Annotated in this window: 15 protein-coding genes; 10 read left to right on the top strand and 5 right to left on the bottom strand. The window is 66.4% G+C overall.

Going from position 1 to position 15,751, the window contains the following annotated elements:
• Window positions 1–42: 42 nt before the first annotated feature.
• Genes dld through lldP form a run of 4 tightly spaced genes read right to left on the bottom strand, consistent with a single transcriptional unit; the run spans window position 43 to window position 5,459 of the window.
• Window positions 43–1,803, bottom strand: a complete 1,761-nt coding sequence (gene dld, locus BW39_RS07570) for a D-lactate dehydrogenase (RefSeq protein ID WP_043820854.1) — start codon at window positions 1,801–1,803, stop codon at window positions 43–45.
• Complete coding sequence (gene lldD, locus BW39_RS07565) at window positions 1,800–2,939, bottom strand: FMN-dependent L-lactate dehydrogenase LldD (protein ID WP_012205184.1); 1,140 nt, start codon at window positions 2,937–2,939, stop codon at window positions 1,800–1,802. Before lldD ends, dld begins: the two co-directional genes overlap by 4 nt.
• A gap of 10 nt (window positions 2,940–2,949) precedes the next feature.
• The gene (lldR, locus tag BW39_RS07560) at window positions 2,950–3,756 is read right to left on the bottom strand and encodes a transcriptional regulator LldR (RefSeq protein ID WP_012205183.1); all 807 of its coding nucleotides are present in this window, start codon (window positions 3,754–3,756) and stop codon (window positions 2,950–2,952) included.
• A 20-nt stretch (window positions 3,757–3,776) separates the two neighbouring features.
• Window positions 3,777–5,459 carry an L-lactate permease gene (gene lldP / locus BW39_RS07555; protein ID WP_043820851.1) on the bottom strand — a complete coding sequence of 561 codons (1,683 nt, stop codon included), beginning with the start codon at window positions 5,457–5,459 and terminating at the stop codon, window positions 3,777–3,779.
• 584 nt (window positions 5,460–6,043) lie between these two features.
• On the opposite strand from lldP, the gene BW39_RS07550 reads away from it, so the two are divergent.
• From BW39_RS07550 to BW39_RS07540, 3 genes are read left to right on the top strand one after another with little or no spacing between them, the layout of a single operon-like run.
• Entirely contained in the window at window positions 6,044–6,928 is an 885-nt protein-coding gene (locus tag BW39_RS07550; RefSeq protein ID WP_043820849.1) for a putative selenate ABC transporter substrate-binding protein, read from the top strand.
• Window positions 6,929–6,947: 19 nt separating this feature from the next.
• On the top strand, window positions 6,948–7,772 hold the full coding sequence (locus BW39_RS07545; protein WP_043820847.1) for a phosphonate ABC transporter ATP-binding protein: 825 nt from the start codon (window positions 6,948–6,950) through the stop codon (window positions 7,770–7,772).
• Window positions 7,763–9,328, top strand: coding sequence for a PhnE/PtxC family ABC transporter permease (locus BW39_RS07540; RefSeq protein ID WP_043820845.1), 1,566 nt, complete (start codon window positions 7,763–7,765; stop codon window positions 9,326–9,328). Before BW39_RS07545 ends, BW39_RS07540 begins: the two co-directional genes overlap by 10 nt.
• Here BW39_RS07540 and BW39_RS07535 read toward each other — a convergent pair.
• Window positions 9,325–10,248 (bottom strand): LysR family transcriptional regulator, encoded by a 924-nt coding sequence (locus BW39_RS07535; RefSeq protein WP_043820843.1) that lies wholly within the window; start codon window positions 10,246–10,248, stop codon window positions 9,325–9,327. The two genes, BW39_RS07540 and BW39_RS07535, sit on opposite strands and share 4 nt — an antisense overlap.
• 145 nt (window positions 10,249–10,393) lie before the next feature.
• Here BW39_RS07535 and BW39_RS07530 point away from each other — a divergent pair, with 145 nt between their 5' ends.
• The 7 genes from BW39_RS07530 (at window position 10,394) to BW39_RS07500 (ending at window position 15,094) form a co-directional block, all read left to right on the top strand.
• Complete coding sequence (locus BW39_RS07530; RefSeq protein WP_043820840.1) at window positions 10,394–11,341, top strand: DMT family transporter; 948 nt, start codon at window positions 10,394–10,396, stop codon at window positions 11,339–11,341.
• Window positions 11,342–11,552: 211 nt separating this feature from the next.
• A complete protein-coding gene (locus BW39_RS07525) occupies window positions 11,553–12,161 on the top strand; it encodes a peptidoglycan recognition protein family protein (protein ID WP_013802750.1) in 609 nt (202 codons plus the stop codon).
• A gap of 3 nt (window positions 12,162–12,164) precedes the next feature.
• On the top strand, window positions 12,165–12,626 hold the full coding sequence (locus BW39_RS07520; RefSeq protein ID WP_043820838.1) for a hypothetical protein: 462 nt from the start codon (window positions 12,165–12,167) through the stop codon (window positions 12,624–12,626).
• Between the two features lie 116 nt (window positions 12,627–12,742).
• Complete coding sequence (locus BW39_RS07515) at window positions 12,743–13,975, top strand: hypothetical protein (RefSeq protein ID WP_043820836.1); 1,233 nt, start codon at window positions 12,743–12,745, stop codon at window positions 13,973–13,975.
• Between the two features lie 117 nt (window positions 13,976–14,092).
• A complete protein-coding gene (locus BW39_RS07510; RefSeq protein WP_043820834.1) occupies window positions 14,093–14,314 on the top strand; it encodes a YgaP family membrane protein in 222 nt (73 codons plus the stop codon).
• Window positions 14,311–14,883: an RNA polymerase sigma factor gene (locus BW39_RS07505; protein WP_043820832.1), complete on the top strand. Its 573-nt coding sequence runs from the start codon at window positions 14,311–14,313 to the stop codon at window positions 14,881–14,883. Before BW39_RS07510 ends, BW39_RS07505 begins: the two co-directional genes overlap by 4 nt.
• Window positions 14,873–15,094: a hypothetical protein gene (locus tag BW39_RS07500; protein ID WP_152547188.1), complete on the top strand. Its 222-nt coding sequence runs from the start codon at window positions 14,873–14,875 to the stop codon at window positions 15,092–15,094. Before BW39_RS07505 ends, BW39_RS07500 begins: the two co-directional genes overlap by 11 nt.
• Window positions 15,095–15,751 lie beyond the last annotated feature (657 nt).

Here is a 15,751-nt window from a genome sequence, read left to right as displayed (position 1 = left end):
TCGGATACGGCGGGCCGCTCCCTGGCCCGCCTGCACCTGGCTTCAGGAGGCCTCCGAATACCCCTTGGGCCATCCCCCTGGCCGGTCGCAGCATTCCTCCCAGCCCAGCTTGCGCGAGGTGTGGCCTATGCCGGGGTTGAAGGTGTTGGTGGGGTCCAGCTCACGGTAGAAGCCCGCCAGCGCGGGCTTGGCCACGTACAGGTGGCCCACGTTGTGCTCGGCCGGGTACTCGGCGCGGCGCGCGTCCAGCAGTTCCCACATGCGGTGCTCCATGGCCAGCGGGTCCACGCCCTTCTTGACGATGTAGTCCTGGTGGAAGACATGGCAGAAGAAGTGGCCGTAGTAGAGCTTGTGGACCATGTCGCGCTCGACCTCGGCAGGCAGCTGCTCCACCCATTCGCGGTCGTTGCGGCGCAGGGCGACATCGAGGGCGACGATGTCCTCCACCCGGGCGCGGTGCACCGCGCGGTAGCGGATGGCCGCGCCCGCGATGGCGAAGCGGTGCAGGAAGGCCTTGCGCCCCTCGTCGGCATCGCACTCGAACCAGCCGCCCGTGGTGCTGCCGCTGAAGTGCCGCGTGAGGAAGTTGCGCGTGGCCTCGGCCGTGTCGTTGGACACGCGCACCAGCAAATGGTGCTCGTAGCGGTCACGCCACTGGCGCATGCGCGCGGGCAGGTGGCTGGGCAGCAGGTTGGTCAGCGCCTGGATCACGCGGTCGGTGACGCCGCGCAGGCCGAAGCGCTCGAAGAAGCCGTCCACGCGGCTCTTGAGGGCGAAGGCGGCCGGCACCCTGGCCGTGCCGAAGCGGTCGATCAGCAGGAAGGTGTCCTTGCCGTATTTCTCGCCGATGTCATAGGCCGTGCGGTGGATATACTCGCCCGCGATCGGCAGGCGCGGCAGCGCGGTCAGCAGCTCGCGGCGCACGGCCGTGAGGTCGTCAGGCGCATTGCTGCCTATATAGAAGACGGTGCTGGGCTCCTTGGGGAAGGTGTCCAGCCGCACGGCGAACAGGCACAGCTTGCCGGCCGAGCCCGAGGCTTCGAACAGGCGCGAGGAGTCGGCGTTGAAGCGCGCGGGCGTGTCCTCGTCCACGGCGCGCACGGCCTCGGCATAGCGCGGGTCGGAGGCGGCGCGCTGCGCATCATGGGCGATGTCGGCTTCGGTGTAGTCGCCGTTTTGCAGCCGCGTGAGGATTTCCTCGGGCGTGCGGCCCAGGGCGATGCCCAGGTGGTTGACGAGTTCCAGCGAGCCGTCGTCGCAGACGCGCGCGTACAGCGCCAGCTCGGTGTAAGCCGGGCCGCGCCGCACCAGGGCACCGCCCGAGTTGTTGCAGATGCCGCCCAGCACCGAGGCGCCGATGCACGACGAGCCGATCACCGAATGCGGCTCGCGCCCCAGCGGTGCCAGCGCCTGCTCCAGCCGGTCCAGCGTGGCGCCGGGCAGGCAGACCACCTGGGCGCCGCCGCCAATGACCTGCACGCCGGTGATGCGCAAGGTGTTGATGAGCACGATCTCGCGGTCGTAGTCCGCGCCGTCGGGCGTGGAGCCGCCCGTCAGGCCCGTGTTAGCGGCCTGCATGATGACGATGCGCCCGGCCGCCACGGCGGCCTGCACCACCTTCCACTGCTCCAGCAGCGTCGCGGGCCGCACCACGGCCAGCACCGGCCCTTCGCCCGTGCGGTGGCCCTTGCGGAAGCGGCGCGTGGCCTGGTCGTCGGTGAGCACATGGGCGGCGCCCACGGCTTCGCGCAACTGCAGCAGCAGGGCCTCGCGGGAGACGACCGGGGTCTGCAGCGCGCTCATGGCTGGCGCACCAGCAGGTCGCCGGTGATGTCGGATACCTTGCTCACGCTGGTCAGCGTCATGGCCACGCGCATTTCCTTTTCCAATAGTTCCAGCAGGTGCTTGACGCCCGCCTCGCCGGAGGTGGCCAGGGCGTAGATGAAGGCGCGGCCGATCATGGCGCAGTCGGCGCCCAGGGCGATGGCGCGCACCACGTCCAGGCCGTTGCGGATGCCGGAGTCGGCCAGGATCTTGATCTGGCCCTTGACCGCATCGGCAATGGCAGGCAGCGCGCGGGCCGAGGACAGCACGCCGTCGAGCTGGCGGCCGCCATGGTTGGAGACGATGATGCCGTCGGCGCCAAAGCGCACGGCGTCCTTGGCGTCCTCAGGGTCCAGGATGCCCTTGATGACCATGGGCCCCTTCCAGAAGGCGCGTATCCATTCGAGATCCTTCCAGGAGATGGAGGGATCGAAATTGGCGCCCAGCCAGCCGATGTAGTCGGCCAGGCCCGTGGGGCTGCCCCGGTAGGCCGAGATGTTGCCCAGGTCATGCGGGCGGCCCAGCAGGCCCACGTCCATGGACCAGGCCGGATGCGTGACCGACTGCCAGTAGCGGCGCATGGCGGCATTCGGGCCGCTCATGCCCGAATGCGCATCGCGGTAGCGCGCGCCGGGCACGGGCATGTCCACGGTGAAGACCAGGGTGGAGCAGCCGGCCGCCTGGGCGCGCTCCAGCGCGTTCTGCATGAAGCCCCGGTCCTTGAGCACATAGAGCTGGAACCACATGGGGCGCTTGATCTTGGGCGCCACCTCTTCGATGGGGCAGACCGAGACCGTGGACATGGTGAAAGGAATGCCATGGGCGTCGGCCGCGCGTGCGGCCTGCACCTCGCCACGGCGGCGGTACATGCCCGTCAGGCCCACGGGCGACAGCGCCACGGGGATGGACAGCTTCTCGCCGAACAGCTCGATGCTGGTGTCCAGCCGGCTCATGTCCTTGAGCACGCGCTGGCGCAGCGCCACGGCGGCCAGGTCTTCCACGTTGCGGCGCAGCGTCTGCTCGGCATAGGCGCCGCCGTCGATGTAGTGGAACAGGAAAGGCGGCAAGCGCTTTTGCGCCGCCGCACGGTAGTCGGAGGTGGAGGAGATGATCATGATGGGTGTCTCATGTCTTTCGTATCAGGTCTGAAGTGGGCAGCAGCGCAGGCGCGGCGTCCAGAGGCAGCCGCATGGAGCGCTCGCGCCGCGCGCGATCCTCGTCCAGGCGCTGGATGGTGGTGCGCACATGCTCCAGGTGCTCGCCGATGCATTCGCGGGCGCGCTGCGGGTCGCCGTCCAGGATGGCCTGCATCAGGCTCTGGTGCTGCACGGTCAGCTCCTGCAGGGTCTGGGGCGCGCTGAGGCGGAACATGTCATGGCGGTTGCGCTCCACCGTGGACAGCACCACGGTGAACAGGCTGTGCATGACCTGCACCAGCACCAGGTTGTGCGAGGCCTCGGCAATGGCCAGGTGGAACTGCGCGTCGGCACGCGCCGCCAGCTCGGCGTGGCCGCTTTGCTGGTGCTGGATCATCACCTCGAAGCAGCGCTGGATATGGTCCTTGTCGCGCTCCGTGGCGCGCTGGGCGGCCAGCCAGGCCGTGCTGGTCTCCAGCGCATGGCGGGTTTCCAGCACGTCATAGCGGTAGTGGGAGTCGGACTCCATCAGGCCGGCCAGCGGCCGCATGGCGTCCTTGAGCCAGTCCGCAGGCTCGGCAGCCGGCGCCGGCTCCTGCAGGTAAGTGCCATCGCCGCGCCGCGCCACCAGCACGCCCTGGCTGGTGAGTTTCTGTATGGCCTCGCGCACCGAGGTGCGCGAGACACCCAGCTCGGCCGCCAGTTGCCGTTCCGCGGGCAGCCGCTGTCCGGGCTGCACTCCGCTGGCCTGCACCAGGGCAAGCAATTTCTCGACAACTTGATCGGCAACGCGCATGGGGGAACTCTCTGGTGTTTTCAGTGACCAGGAATCATCCACGTAAACACATAGGCTTGCAGCGTCGTGATCACCCCGATGATCACGGCGAACATCAGGCTGTGCTTGACCGTGAAGCGGAACAGGTCCGACTCGCGGCCTGCCAGGCCCACGGCCGCGCAGGCAATGGCGATGGACTGGGGCGAGATCATCTTGCCCGTCACGCCGCCCGTGGTGTTGGCCGCCACCGTGAGCACCTGGGGCAGGCCCAGCTGCTGCGCCGTGGTGGCCTGCAGCGCGGCGAACAGCGCGTTGGCCGAGGTGTCCGAGCCCGTGAGGAACACGCCGATCCAGCCCAGGAAGGGCGAGAAGAATGTGAACGCCTGGCCCGTGTGTGCCAGCGCCAGGGCCAGCGTGGCCGACAGGCCCGAGTAGTTGGCCACGAAGGCGAAGGCCAGCACCATGCCGATGGAGTAGATCGGCACGGCCAGTTCCTTGAAGGTCTCGCCCAGCGTGGCCACGGCCTTGGCGGGAGACAGGCGCGTGAAGGTGATGGTGATCAGCGCCGCGATCAGGATGGCCGTGCCGGTGGCCAGCAGCCAGTTGAAGGTGTAGACCGCGCCGTAGGGCGCAGCGGCGGCCACGACGGGCGGCGTCTTCTCCACCAGGTTGTGCAGGAAGGGCACGGGGATGTTGATGACGGTGGAGGCCAGCGGCCCGCCTGCGGCGAACAGCGCCTTGAAGGGCTTGATGCTCCAGATCGTCACCATGGCCGTGAGGATGATGAAGGGCGACCAGGCCTTGATGACGGCGCCTGCTGTCAGCGGTGCACCGGAGGTGATGGCCGGTGCTGCAACTGCCGCAGCCTTGCCGCCCTCGCCTTCCGTGTCGAAACGGAAGATGCGCTTGGGTTGCCAGACCTTGAGGAACAGCGTCAGCGCCACCAGGGAGACGATGGCCGAAGTGATGTCCGGCAGCTCGGGGCCGATGTAGTTGGCCGTGAGGAACTGCACCACGGCGAAGGAGCCGCCGCCCACCAGCACGGCAGGCCAGGTTTCCTTGACGCCGCGCCAGCCGTCCATGATGGCCATCAGCCAGAACAGCACGAGCACCGTCATGAAGGGCAGCTGGCGGCCGGCCATCTGGCCGATGGCGAATGCATCCACGCCCGAGACCTGCCCCGCCACGATGATGGGAATGCCCATGGCGCCGAAGGCCACGGGCGCCGTGTTGGCGATCAGGCACAGCCCGGCCGCGTACAGCGGCTTGAAGCCCAGGCCCACCAGCAGCGCGGCCGTGATGGCCACGGGCGCGCCGAAGCCGGCCGCGCCCTCCAGGAAGGCGCCGAAGCAAAAGCCCACCAGGATGAGCTGCAGCCGCTGGTCGGGCGTGACCGACAGGATGGACGAGCGGATCACGTCGAACTGCCCTGTCTTGACCGAGATCTTGTAGAGGAACACGGCCGCCACGATGATCCAGGCAATGGGCCACAGGCCGTAGAAGAAGCCGTACACGGCCGAGGCCAGTGCCGCGCTCACGGGCATCTTGTAGAACAGCAGCGCCACGCCCAGCGCCAGCGCCACGGTGACGGTGCCCGCCTGGTAGCCCTTGAGACGGAACCTGGTCAGCGCCAGGAAGAAAAAGATGATGGGAATCAGCGCGATCAGCGCCGAGATCCAGATGTTCCCGGCGGGATCGTAGTTCTGCTGCCAGATGGTTTGCATGACCGTGTCTCTAGATGATGGGGAGGGCGCGGTAAGCGCCCCTTGTCGGCCACTCCCTCTCGTTGCAGCGTTGGCATGCGGTGCGATCCGCACAGGATGTCTGCTGGCTGGCTGCAACGGTGACCGGGAGTGTTCCCCGCGCTGGCGCCTTGTGGGCCATTGGCAAATTGGTCCAACCAATTAAACCAAAATTCAGACCATTGCGCGAAGTGGTGCGATTCTCAGAGCTTTCAAGTGGGCAGATGAACAGGGTAAACACCTAAAAGAGTGCAGATAATGCACCACGATGTTTATTGGTCAGACCAATCATGGATGTTTCGGTGCAACGCATGCTCAAGTCCCCGGCCAGGCAAGGCCCCCGGGCGGTGCACAAACGCAGCGCACGCGGGAAAAAGATCGGCGGCAGCGCTGTGCCCGCAGGTCCGGCGCTCATGCCTGACGTCCCCAACGGAAAAGCCCGCTCCCTACAATGCAGCCTCAGCGGTCGGTGTACCGCCCTTGTACCTTCGGCGCCCGGTCATCCCGGGCGCCCATTAAACCGCCGTGTATCCGGACGGCGGTGGCTGATTGAACGGAGCCCATCCATGAACCACATTCCTGCGCGCCGCTCGGCGCTGCGCCAGGCGGCTGCCTGCGTGCTGGCCGCCTCCACCCTGTCCAGCCTGCCCGCGCTGGCAGCCGAACCCGCCGTGCTGCGCGTCTCGGCCATCCCGGATGAAGCTCCCACCGAGCTGCAGCGCAAGTTCGAGCCGCTGGGCAAGTACCTCTCGGCCCAGACCGGCATGAAGGTGGTGTTCACGCCCGTGACCGACTACGCCGCCGTGGTCGAGTCGCTGGCCACGCGCAAGCTGGACCTGGCCTGGCTGGGCGGCTTCACCTTCGTGCAGGCCAAGATCCGCACCAACGGCACGGCCATCCCCATCGTGCAGCGCGAGGAAGACGCCAAGTTCACCTCGAAGTTCATCACGGCCAACCCCGCCATCAAGACCCTGGCCGACCTCAAGGGCAAGAGCTTTGCCTTTGGCGCGCCCTCGTCCACCTCGGGCAGCCTGATGCCGCGCTTTTTCCTGCAGCAGGACGGCATCAACCCCGAGAAGGACTTCAAGACCGTAGCCTTCTCCGGCGCGCATGACGCCACCGTGGCCTTCGTGGCCGCAGGCAAGGCCGAGGCCGGCGTGCTCAACGCATCGGTCTGGGACAAGCTGGTGGAGAGCAAGAAGGTCGATACCAGCAAGGTGCGCGTGTTCGCCACCACGCCGCCCTACTTCGACTACAACTGGACCGTGCGCGGCGACCTGGACCCGGCCCTGGTCAAGAAGCTGACCGACGCCTTCCTGGCGCTGGACCCGGCCAAGCCCGAGCACAAGGCCATCCTGGAGCTGCAGCGCGCCGCGCGCTTCGTGCCCACCCAGGCCTCGAACTACGAAGGCATCGAGGCCGCCGCCAAGTCGGCCGGCCTGCTCAAGTAAGCCGCAGCAGGCGCAATCCATGAGCTTTGAACTGCAAGGCGTGGGCCTGACCCACGCCGGCGGCGGCATTGCGCTGCGCGGCGTGACGCTGGCCGCACGCCAGGGCGAGGCCATTGCGCTGATCGGCCCCTCGGGCGCGGGCAAGACCACGCTGCTGTCCGTCATCGGCACGGCGCTGGCGCCCAGCCAGGGCCGGCGCAGCGTGCTGGGCAACGAGGTGCCTGCGTCCAGCGCGGGGGCTCCCCGGCTGCTGCGCGCGCGCATCGGCACGGTGCACCAGGCGCCGCCCATCCCGCCGCGCCAGCGCGTGGTCACGGCCGTGCTGGCCGGGCGGCTGGGCCGGTGGCCGGCCTGGAAGGCGCTGGCTTCGCTGCTGTACCCACAGGACACCGCTGGCGCGCGCGAGGCCCTGGCCCGCGTGCAGCTGGCAGACAAGCTGTTCGCACGCTGCGACCAGCTCTCTGGCGGGCAGCTGCAGCGCGTGGGCATCGCCCGCGTGCTCTACCAGCAGGCCGAGCTGATCCTGGCCGACGAGCCCGTGGCCGCGCTGGACCCGGCCCTGGCCCTGTCCACCGTGCAACTGCTGGTGCACGAAGCGGCCGCGCGCGGCGCCACCCTGGTCGCCAGCCTGCATGCCATGGACCTGGCGCTGGCCTGCTTTGCGCGCATCGTGGGCATCCGCGATGGCGCCATCGCCTTCGACCTGCCGGCGGCTGAAGTCACGCAGGAACACCTGCGTGCGCTGTATGGGTCCGAGCATCCTGGCGATGATCCCTCCCGCCCTGCATGGACACCCGCGCCCGCCGCCTTTGCCGCACCGCTGTCCGCATCCGCATGCCGTTGAGTTCCGATCTGCACGCGCTGCGTGACCCCGCCGCGCCCCGCCGCCTCGGTGCCCTGGTGCTGGCCGCCGTCGTGCTGTGGCCGCTGTTCCAGGGCGCGGGCTTCAGCCTGGGCGCGCTCTTCGATCCCGGCAACCTGCAGGTCATAGGCCGCTTTCTGGCCACGTTTCTGCCGCCCGAGACCGGGCGCGACTTCCTCGGCTACCTGGGCCGCGCCACGCTGGAGACCCTGGCCATTGCCACGGCCGGCATGGCCCTCGCCTTTGTGCTGGCCGTGCCGCTGGCCTACCTGGTCACGGGCGCCGCGCGCGAGCGGCGGGCGCTCAATCCCGTCACGCGCGGCCTGCTCACCATCCTGCGCGGCGTGCCCGAGCTGGTCTGGGCCCTGGTCTTCGTGCGCGTCTTCGGCTTGGGGCCGGCCGCTGGCGTGCTGGCCCTGGGACTGACCTATGGCGGCATGCTGGCCAAGGTCTATGCGGAAATCCTGGAGTCGGCCGACCCCGCGCCCGCACGTGCCCTGGCGCAGGCGGGCGCGCGCCGGCCGCTGGCTATGCTCTACGGCCTGCTGCCCCAGGCCGCGCGCGAGCTGACCTCGTACACCGTCTACCGCTGGGAGTGCGCCATACGCGCCTCGGTGGTCATGGGCTTTGTGGGCGCGGGCGGCCTGGGCCAGCTCATGGACCAAGCCATGAAGATGCTCAACGGCGGCGAGGCCTCCACCATCTTGCTGACCTTCATGCTGCTGGTCTGGGGCGCCGACCTGCTCTCGCGCGGCCTGCGCCACGCGCTGGACACGCCACCCGCCGCACGCGCCAGCGCCTGGGGCTGGCGCAGCGCCCTCGCCTGCGCCGCCCTGGCGCTGGGCGTGGCCGCCAGCTTTGCCATGCTGGAGATGGACCTGCCCTCGCTGTTCACGGGCGCGGCGGGCCGGTCCATGCTGGAATTCGTCATCAGCTTCTTCCCGCCCGACACCAGCGCCGAATGGCTGCGCAAGGTGGCCGTGGGCGTGTGGGAGACGCTGGCCATCTCCGTGGTCGGCACCTTGCTGGCGGCCGTACTGGGCCTGCTGCTGGCGCTGCCGCGCTGGCGCGCTCCCTGGAGCCTGGTGCTCAACGTGCTGCGCTCCGTGCCCGAGCTGGTCTGGGCCACCATCACCGCCCTGGCCGTGGGCCTGGGCCCGTTCGCAGGCGCGCTGGCGCTGGCGCTGCACACGGCCGGCGTGCTGGGGCGCCTGTATGCCGAGGCCCTGCAGAACCAGCCCGCCGCCCCCACCCAAGCGCTGCGCCTGTCCGGCAGCGGCCGCGCCATGGCCTTCCTCTACGCGACGCTGCCCGGCGCCGCGCCGCAGTTGCTGGCCTACACGCTGTACCGCTGGGAGATGAACATCCGCATGGCCGCCATCCTGGGCTTCGTGGGCGCGGGCGGGCTGGGGCAGCTGCTGTACTTCGAGCTGTCGCTGTTCCACTATGCCCAGGCCAGCACCGTCATCATCGCCATGCTGGCGCTGTCCGTGGCCGTGGACTGGGCCAGCGCGGCGCTGCGCAGGCGCATGGGTTAGGCCGAGGCACCCTCCCCTTCCATCTCGACCAGGTAGTCGATCAGCGCCCGCAGCTTCAGCGGCACATGGCGCGTCGGCGCATAGACCGCATGCACCACGCGCGGCGCGTACTTGCCGCACAGCGCCCAGCCCGGCAGCACGGGCGCCAGCTGCCCGGCCTGCAGCGCCGCCTGCGCCGCAAAGTCGGCCACCACGCCTATGCCCGGCCCCTGCTGCAGCGCGTGGATGATGCCCAGGCTGCTGGCAATGGTGATGGGCGTATTCACCAGCAGACGCATGGCGGGCGCGGCCGCAGGGTGGAGCGGGCGCAATTCCACCTCGTTCTGGAACTGCCCGTAGCCCAGGCTGATGAAGGGATGCGCCAGCAGTTGCCCGGGCTCCGTGATCTGCGCATGCCGCGCCAGATAGCCGGGCGTGGCCACCAGCACATAGCGGATGGTCTTGAGCGGCCGCGCCACCAGCCCCGGCGCGATCTGGCCCGGCACGCTGATGCGCAGGCCCAGGTCCAGCCCCTCGGCCACCAGGTCCACCATGCGGTCCGTCATGTCCACCTGCACCTGCACCTCGGGCCAGCGCGCGCAAAAGTCCGGCAGCAGCGGCGACAGCCAGATATCACCCAGCACGGCCGGCGCGCTGATCTTCAGCAGCCCGCGCGGCTGCTGGCGCAGCTGACCGGCCAGCGCCTGCACGGCCTGGGCATCCGCCACCAGCCGCAGGCAGGCCTGGTGGATCTCGGCTCCCGCCTCGGTCAGCGACAGCGAGCGCGTGGTGCGCTGCAGCAGCCGCAGCCCGAAATGCGCCTCCAGCCGCCCCACGCTGCGGCTCACGGCCGAAGTCGTCAGCCCCAATTGCCGGGCCGCGCCCGCAAAGCTCTGGTGCTCCACCACGCGGGCGAAGACCAGCATTTCATCCAGGGGCATGGCGGTATCGGGCAAGGCGCTACTCCGGTCTTTGTTGCATGGCAGGCAATATTAATTTGAATGACTGGCGGATTGTTGATTGATTGCAAGGTCCGCAAGATACGGCCATGCGCTCCATACCGAAGCGCGCCCAGGAATCGACACCATGTCCCACAGCCCCAGCCTCACCTCTGCAACCTCACCCACATGGCCCCGAACCAGCCAGGGCGGCACCTGGCGCATGCTGCTGGCCATGGCGCTGTCGGGCACCATCGGCCTGCTCGTCGTGGAAAGCGCGCTGCCGCCGCTGCTGGTCGTATTCGCCCGCTGCGTGCTGGGCGCACTGGGCCTGGGCCTGTGGCTGGCCTGGCGGCGCGAATGGGTCAAACCCCAAGGCCGGGAATGGCTGTGGCTGGCCGGGGGGGGCATCGCCCTGGTATTGAACTGGGTCGCCCTGTTCAGCGCCTACCACTACAGCTCCATCGCCGTGGCCACCGTGGTCTACCACGTGCAGCCCTTCATGCTGCTGGCTCTTTCGGCGCTGCAGGGCGAGCCCGTTGAACGCCGCAAGCTGCCATGGCTGCTGCTGGCCCTGCTGGGGGTGGCACTGAGCAGCGGCCTGGTCGGGCTGGATGGCATGGATGCATCGCATGCTGGAACAGGCGCCTGGATAGGCGTGGCCCTGGCCCTGCTGGCCGCCGCGCTCTACGCAGGCACCACGGTCGCCACGCGCCGCCTGGGCCACATGCCCTCGGCCCAGATCGCCATGCTGCAGATGCTGGCGGGCGGACTGGTGCTGAGCCTGTGGGCCCTGCCCCTGCTCACCCATATCGCCGCAGCCAGCCCTCAATTGCTGTCAGCGCGCGCCGCTTCCATGGTGCTGACCCTGGGGCTGGTCCATACGGCCTTCATGTACACGGTGATGTATGCCGCATTCCAGCGGCTGCCGGCGCCCGCCATTGCGGCACTGTCCTTCGTCTACCCCGCCATGGCCTTGCTGGTGGACCTGGTCTGGTTTGGCGCCGTGCCGTCAGCCGCACAGTGGGCGGGAATGGGCTTCATCCTCGTTGCAGTCGTGGGCCATCGCGCAGGCATTGCATTGCGCCGCCATTGAGCCCCTGTGAATTCCGGAGATTTCTGGAATTCATACATCCTTCATGAACTCCACCCAATTGTTTCAAGATATTTCCAATAAAGAGGTACACAGTACATTTCGAATTATTTTCATCCCTTCCGCCCGTATGCTCTCCCAGCTTTCCGCCATTCGCATTCATTCAGCCGGAATACAGAGGGAGAAATAATTGGCCACTATCGAAAAAGGATTGATGGTAGACAAAAGCGTCGAAGTCAAGACCTATCCGTCCATTGAGCACGGCGCCTTGCTGTCCGTCACATCCATCGTGCTACACCGCACGGACTCGTCCACGGCCGCCAGCGTGCTCAATGCCTACAAGAGCGGCCAGAAGACGGGGGCGCACTTTCTGATCGAGAAGGACGGGAAGATCTACCAAACCGCCAGTCTGGAAAAGATCTGCTGGCATGTGGGAATTCTTCAGCCGCGCTGCGTCAACGAGAGCACCTGCGATCCCACGGAACTCAAGAACATCAATGCCCTGCTGCACCAAAAGGGCCTGAGCTTCAGCAAGCGGGCCAAGAATGTGTCATCGCACGAGAACACAAAGGCCTATCCGTTGCGTTATCCGGCCAACAGCGACTCCGTGGGCATCGAGGTGGTAGGCCGTTTCCTGCCATCGACCAAGGATTACGAGGCGCCCACCCAATCGCAGCTGTTCCAGACCAAATGGCTGACCCAGCAATTGGTGGACCACTACAAGCTCAAACTGCTGTCCGATGTCTACTCCCACGGCGCCATTGCCCGCAAGGAGGCGACGGAAGGCGCCCAATTGCTGCGCTACATCTTCACGGGAGCCTGAGCCATGCCATCCAGCACGCTTTTCAACAATCCCTCTCGCAGCCTGCGCATTGCCGCCTGGGCTGCCGTGATGCTGTGCCTGCATGCGCCGTTGCAAGCCTCATCTACTTCCACATCCACGCCCAAACACGCGGCCAAGGCGGCACCCATTTCCGTCATCGGCCCGGTCACCCGTTCCGTGGGCACGGGCGAGACCATGGGATGCGAGAAAGTCAGCCTGGACGCTGCCGACGTGGCCCGCTATTTCGCGACGGCAAAGCAAGTCTCGGCTGGCAGCTTCCATGAGGAATCCATCATCCTGCCCTGCAGTTTCAGCGGACGGCTGCTGCGCTCGGGCAAGGTCTATGAATGGAACATCAACGCAGCCGGGGCCGGCTACCTGCGCAGTGAAGATGGCGATCACGACCTGCGCTACCTGTGCCGCAAGGCCTGCGAGAAGGCATTGCCGCAGTTGACGGGGCTTTGACCTGTTGTTCAGGCATTGTCTACACGGGCGTCTTGTCACTCCGATTGAGTGGTGCCCCATCCTCCTGTCAAGCACAGCGGATACGATGGCGCCTCCCACAATATTCCCAACAGACCATGGACCGACTGATTTCCCAAGGAATGCATTCCTTCAGCCAGGGCGACCACGCGCGCATGCATGCGCTATGGTCCGGCACCACGGTTTTCAGCCATCTGGACAACGAAGCGATTGCCAGCCTCTTGACCAGCATTCAGGTCACTGCCGAATCAGGCCAGGGTAGCGAATGGTCATGGCTGATGCTGTGCCTGGTGTATCTCGATTCCAGTGACCAATTCACCGAGGACCGCAGTGCGGCATTGCGCCAGGTCGGCGAATGGGCGCAGCGCGCACTGGCATTGTCACCAGGCAATGCCTATGGACACCGCTATTTGGGCAGTGCCCACTATTGGCTGGACGAACCCGAGCCCGCGCTGGCCGCCTACCGCAAGTCTCATGCCTTGCTGCCCCAGGTGGACTTGCAAGCCCGCATTTTCGAGATGGAGCATGCCGTGCCCTGGCGCAGCATCTTTTCCTATCCCGAGTTGGCTGATAGCCCGGCGGCACCCGACTACTACACGGCCGGCGTGACCGTGGGCAAGTGGAAGCGCCCCGACACGGATGCAGCGGCCCTGCAGGAAATCGAGCGCCTGCAGACCACACTCTACGAACGCTGTCTGGAGCGCTTCGCCAGCACCGGCACGCCGGCAAACGGCCAGGAGGCCGTGCCCGCCGCGCTGGACATCCACACCTATGCCATGTGCTGCAACAACCTGGGCGTGCTGTACAACGCGCAGGAACAGTACGAGCAGGCGGCAGCCGTCCTTGAAGCCGGGCTGCAGCAGACCTGTTTCCAGGCCTTGCTGGAAAACCTGCGCCATGCCTATCGGCAACTGGGGAACCGCAAGCAAGCCACCGACCTGTCACTGCTGCTGATGGAGGACTACGCGCTTGATACCGGCCTGTATCTGGACTGCGCGCAGACCGCATGCGCCTATCTCAACGAGACCAGCCACCACCAGGACGTCCTCGACATCGTGGCCGAAGCCGAGCGCCGCTATGCGCAGCTTTCGCCGCAGCAACAGCAAGCGCAATGGGAAGTTCGCAGCATGAGCTTCGTTCATGCGCACAAGGTCACCGCCCTCAGGGCCCTGGGCCAGCTCAAGGCCTCGCACCTTCAGCCTGAACTGGTCGAGATCGCCCTGCGCCACGATCCGGACGATGCCCAATTGCTCGGCATACGCGCCCACATGCAGGGAGCCCGGCAGCAGGTGGGTGGAAAAGGCGGATTCTGGTCGCGCCTGTTCGGCTGAACAACACCGGGCGACCGGGCCACCAAGACAGCCACCCTAAAAAAATCAGGCAGTGTTGAATCCTTCTAGGCGGCCAGCGTCTCCTGGCAAGGACTCAACCCTTCAGAAGGCCTGTTCATGTTCTATCTCAAACGCAACCTGCCGACATGGGAACGCGCACTGCGCGCAACCGGTGCAATCGCCTTGATCGCAGTGGCCCTGCTGGGCGTCACCCCACCCGGCAGCGCCTCGTTCTGGCTGCTGATCGCCGGCGCGGCGACGCTGGCCATCACGGGCGTGGCCGGGTTCTGCCCGGCCTGCGCCCTGTTCGGCCGCAAGCCCGTGGACACTGCGCCATGATCCGCGCCGACGCCCCTCTGATCGAGGCCGCGCGCCAGGGCGACCGGGATGCCATAGTCCGCCTGCTGTCGGTCTGCCAACCCGACCTCAAGCGCTTTGCCAGGCGCACCTGCAGCAATGCCCAGGACGCCGAAGACGCCGTGCAACTGGCACTTTGGCAGTTGTACCGCCGCGTGGGAGCGCTGCGCGCCACGGCAGCCTTCGCCACCTGGCTGTTCCGCATCGTCGAGCGCGAATGCTGGCGCCTGCTGCGCGGCCGTGGCCGCACCGAATCGCTGGACGCGCCCGATGCACCGCCGATGAATCTCGCCGCAGCGCCCATCCCCCACGACCTGCGGCTGGACCTGGCCCACGCCATGGAACGCTTGAGCCCTCCCTACCGCGAAGTGCTGATCCTGCGGGACGTGCACGAACTTACCGCACCCGAAACCGCCGCCCAGCTCGGCCTCAGTGTGGAAGCAGTGAAAAGCCGCCTGCACCGCGCACGCGCCAAGGTGCGCAAGCACCTGCTGGCCAGCGGCTACTGGATCAAGGACGATATGCCGCAGGAGCCACGCGATGTTCTGTAGCCGCTCCGTGGGCACCCACCTGCTGCGCGGCGCAGCCGCCACGGCCCTTTTGCTGGCAGCCATGCTGCTGGACGGTCTGCCGCTGCTGCCCAGGCTGGCCGCCTTCGGCGGTGCGTTACTGCTGATGCGCGGATGCCCTGCGTGTTGGCTGGTGGGCCTTTTTCAGACATGGCAGCAAGAAGCCGACAAGGGCGAAGGCGCCGGACGCTGATTTCCCGACCTGTTAAAAGCGCTCCTGAAAGACTGGTTATCAGGTGCCCGCACCATATCCAGGAGCCCAACCGTGGATTGCATGGTGAAATTCATCTGATACCAGCCACAGCAGCAGGTAAATCACAAGAAATAAACCTTTTGGCTATTTTCTTTCAAGAAAATCGTCATATTCAATCTTTTTCTGTATTATGCAGAAATACTCATAACCAATACATGACAACAAAAAAATAACTATCCCCAGCGGATTCTTATTCCATATTCCAAGCCAGATGGAAAACCAAGCAAGAGGACCAATAAATAAAAAAGAAACAAAAGTCATCTTCTTGGCGTATTTTGCATGACATACCCTGCACTTCAACTCGCTGCCGAACCACTGCGTCAACCTGGAAAATACTGCACCGCAATCTTGACACGCATATTTCACACCATGCTCCCCGAAAATTCAGCCGAATAATGACAATTCCGCCCAGCACCGCACGCTTCAGCGCGTTCGCGTTCATTTATTGCCCATGACGTGGGTTGTAGGCGATCCATTTTCCGTGATTCAGAAAATTCACCCGGCGCACCACGTCCCAACTGAAGACCGCATCGCGATCACTGAATATGTAGGGCACCCAAGATGCTGGCAACCCTCAGAAAACCCCCAGCGCCAGCC

The organism is Delftia sp. RIT313 (genome assembly GCF_000632165.1).
GTDB lineage: Bacteria > Pseudomonadota > Gammaproteobacteria > Burkholderiales > Burkholderiaceae_C > Comamonas > Comamonas acidovorans.
Note: the sequence above shows the minus strand (reverse complement) of the source record. Positions and strands in the feature narration are given on the sequence as shown.

Excerpts from the sequence above, each read along its gene's own strand:
- lldP (WP_043820851.1), bottom strand. The coding sequence starts at position 5,459 with ATGCAAACCATCTGGCAGCAGAACTACGATCCCGCCGGGAACATCTGG.
- BW39_RS07530 (WP_043820840.1), top strand. The coding sequence starts at position 10,394 with ATGTCCCACAGCCCCAGCCTCACCTCTGCAACCTCACCCACATGGCCC.
- dld (WP_043820854.1), bottom strand. The coding sequence starts at position 1,803 with ATGAGCGCGCTGCAGACCCCGGTCGTCTCCCGCGAGGCCCTGCTGCTG.
- BW39_RS07540 (WP_043820845.1), top strand. The coding sequence starts at position 7,763 with ATGCCGTTGAGTTCCGATCTGCACGCGCTGCGTGACCCCGCCGCGCCC.
- BW39_RS07520 (WP_043820838.1), top strand. The coding sequence starts at position 12,165 with ATGCCATCCAGCACGCTTTTCAACAATCCCTCTCGCAGCCTGCGCATT.
- BW39_RS07545 (WP_043820847.1), top strand. The coding sequence starts at position 6,948 with ATGAGCTTTGAACTGCAAGGCGTGGGCCTGACCCACGCCGGCGGCGGC.
- BW39_RS07500 (WP_152547188.1), top strand. The coding sequence starts at position 14,873 with ATGTTCTGTAGCCGCTCCGTGGGCACCCACCTGCTGCGCGGCGCAGCC.
- BW39_RS07525 (WP_013802750.1), top strand. The coding sequence starts at position 11,553 with ATGGTAGACAAAAGCGTCGAAGTCAAGACCTATCCGTCCATTGAGCAC.
- BW39_RS07515 (WP_043820836.1), top strand. The coding sequence starts at position 12,743 with ATGGACCGACTGATTTCCCAAGGAATGCATTCCTTCAGCCAGGGCGAC.
- lldR (WP_012205183.1), bottom strand. The coding sequence starts at position 3,756 with ATGCGCGTTGCCGATCAAGTTGTCGAGAAATTGCTTGCCCTGGTGCAG.
- lldD (WP_012205184.1), bottom strand. The coding sequence starts at position 2,939 with ATGATCATCTCCTCCACCTCCGACTACCGTGCGGCGGCGCAAAAGCGC.
- BW39_RS07550 (WP_043820849.1), top strand. The coding sequence starts at position 6,044 with ATGAACCACATTCCTGCGCGCCGCTCGGCGCTGCGCCAGGCGGCTGCC.
- BW39_RS07510 (WP_043820834.1), top strand. The coding sequence starts at position 14,093 with ATGTTCTATCTCAAACGCAACCTGCCGACATGGGAACGCGCACTGCGC.
- BW39_RS07505 (WP_043820832.1), top strand. The coding sequence starts at position 14,311 with ATGATCCGCGCCGACGCCCCTCTGATCGAGGCCGCGCGCCAGGGCGAC.
- BW39_RS07535 (WP_043820843.1), bottom strand. The coding sequence starts at position 10,248 with ATGCCCCTGGATGAAATGCTGGTCTTCGCCCGCGTGGTGGAGCACCAG.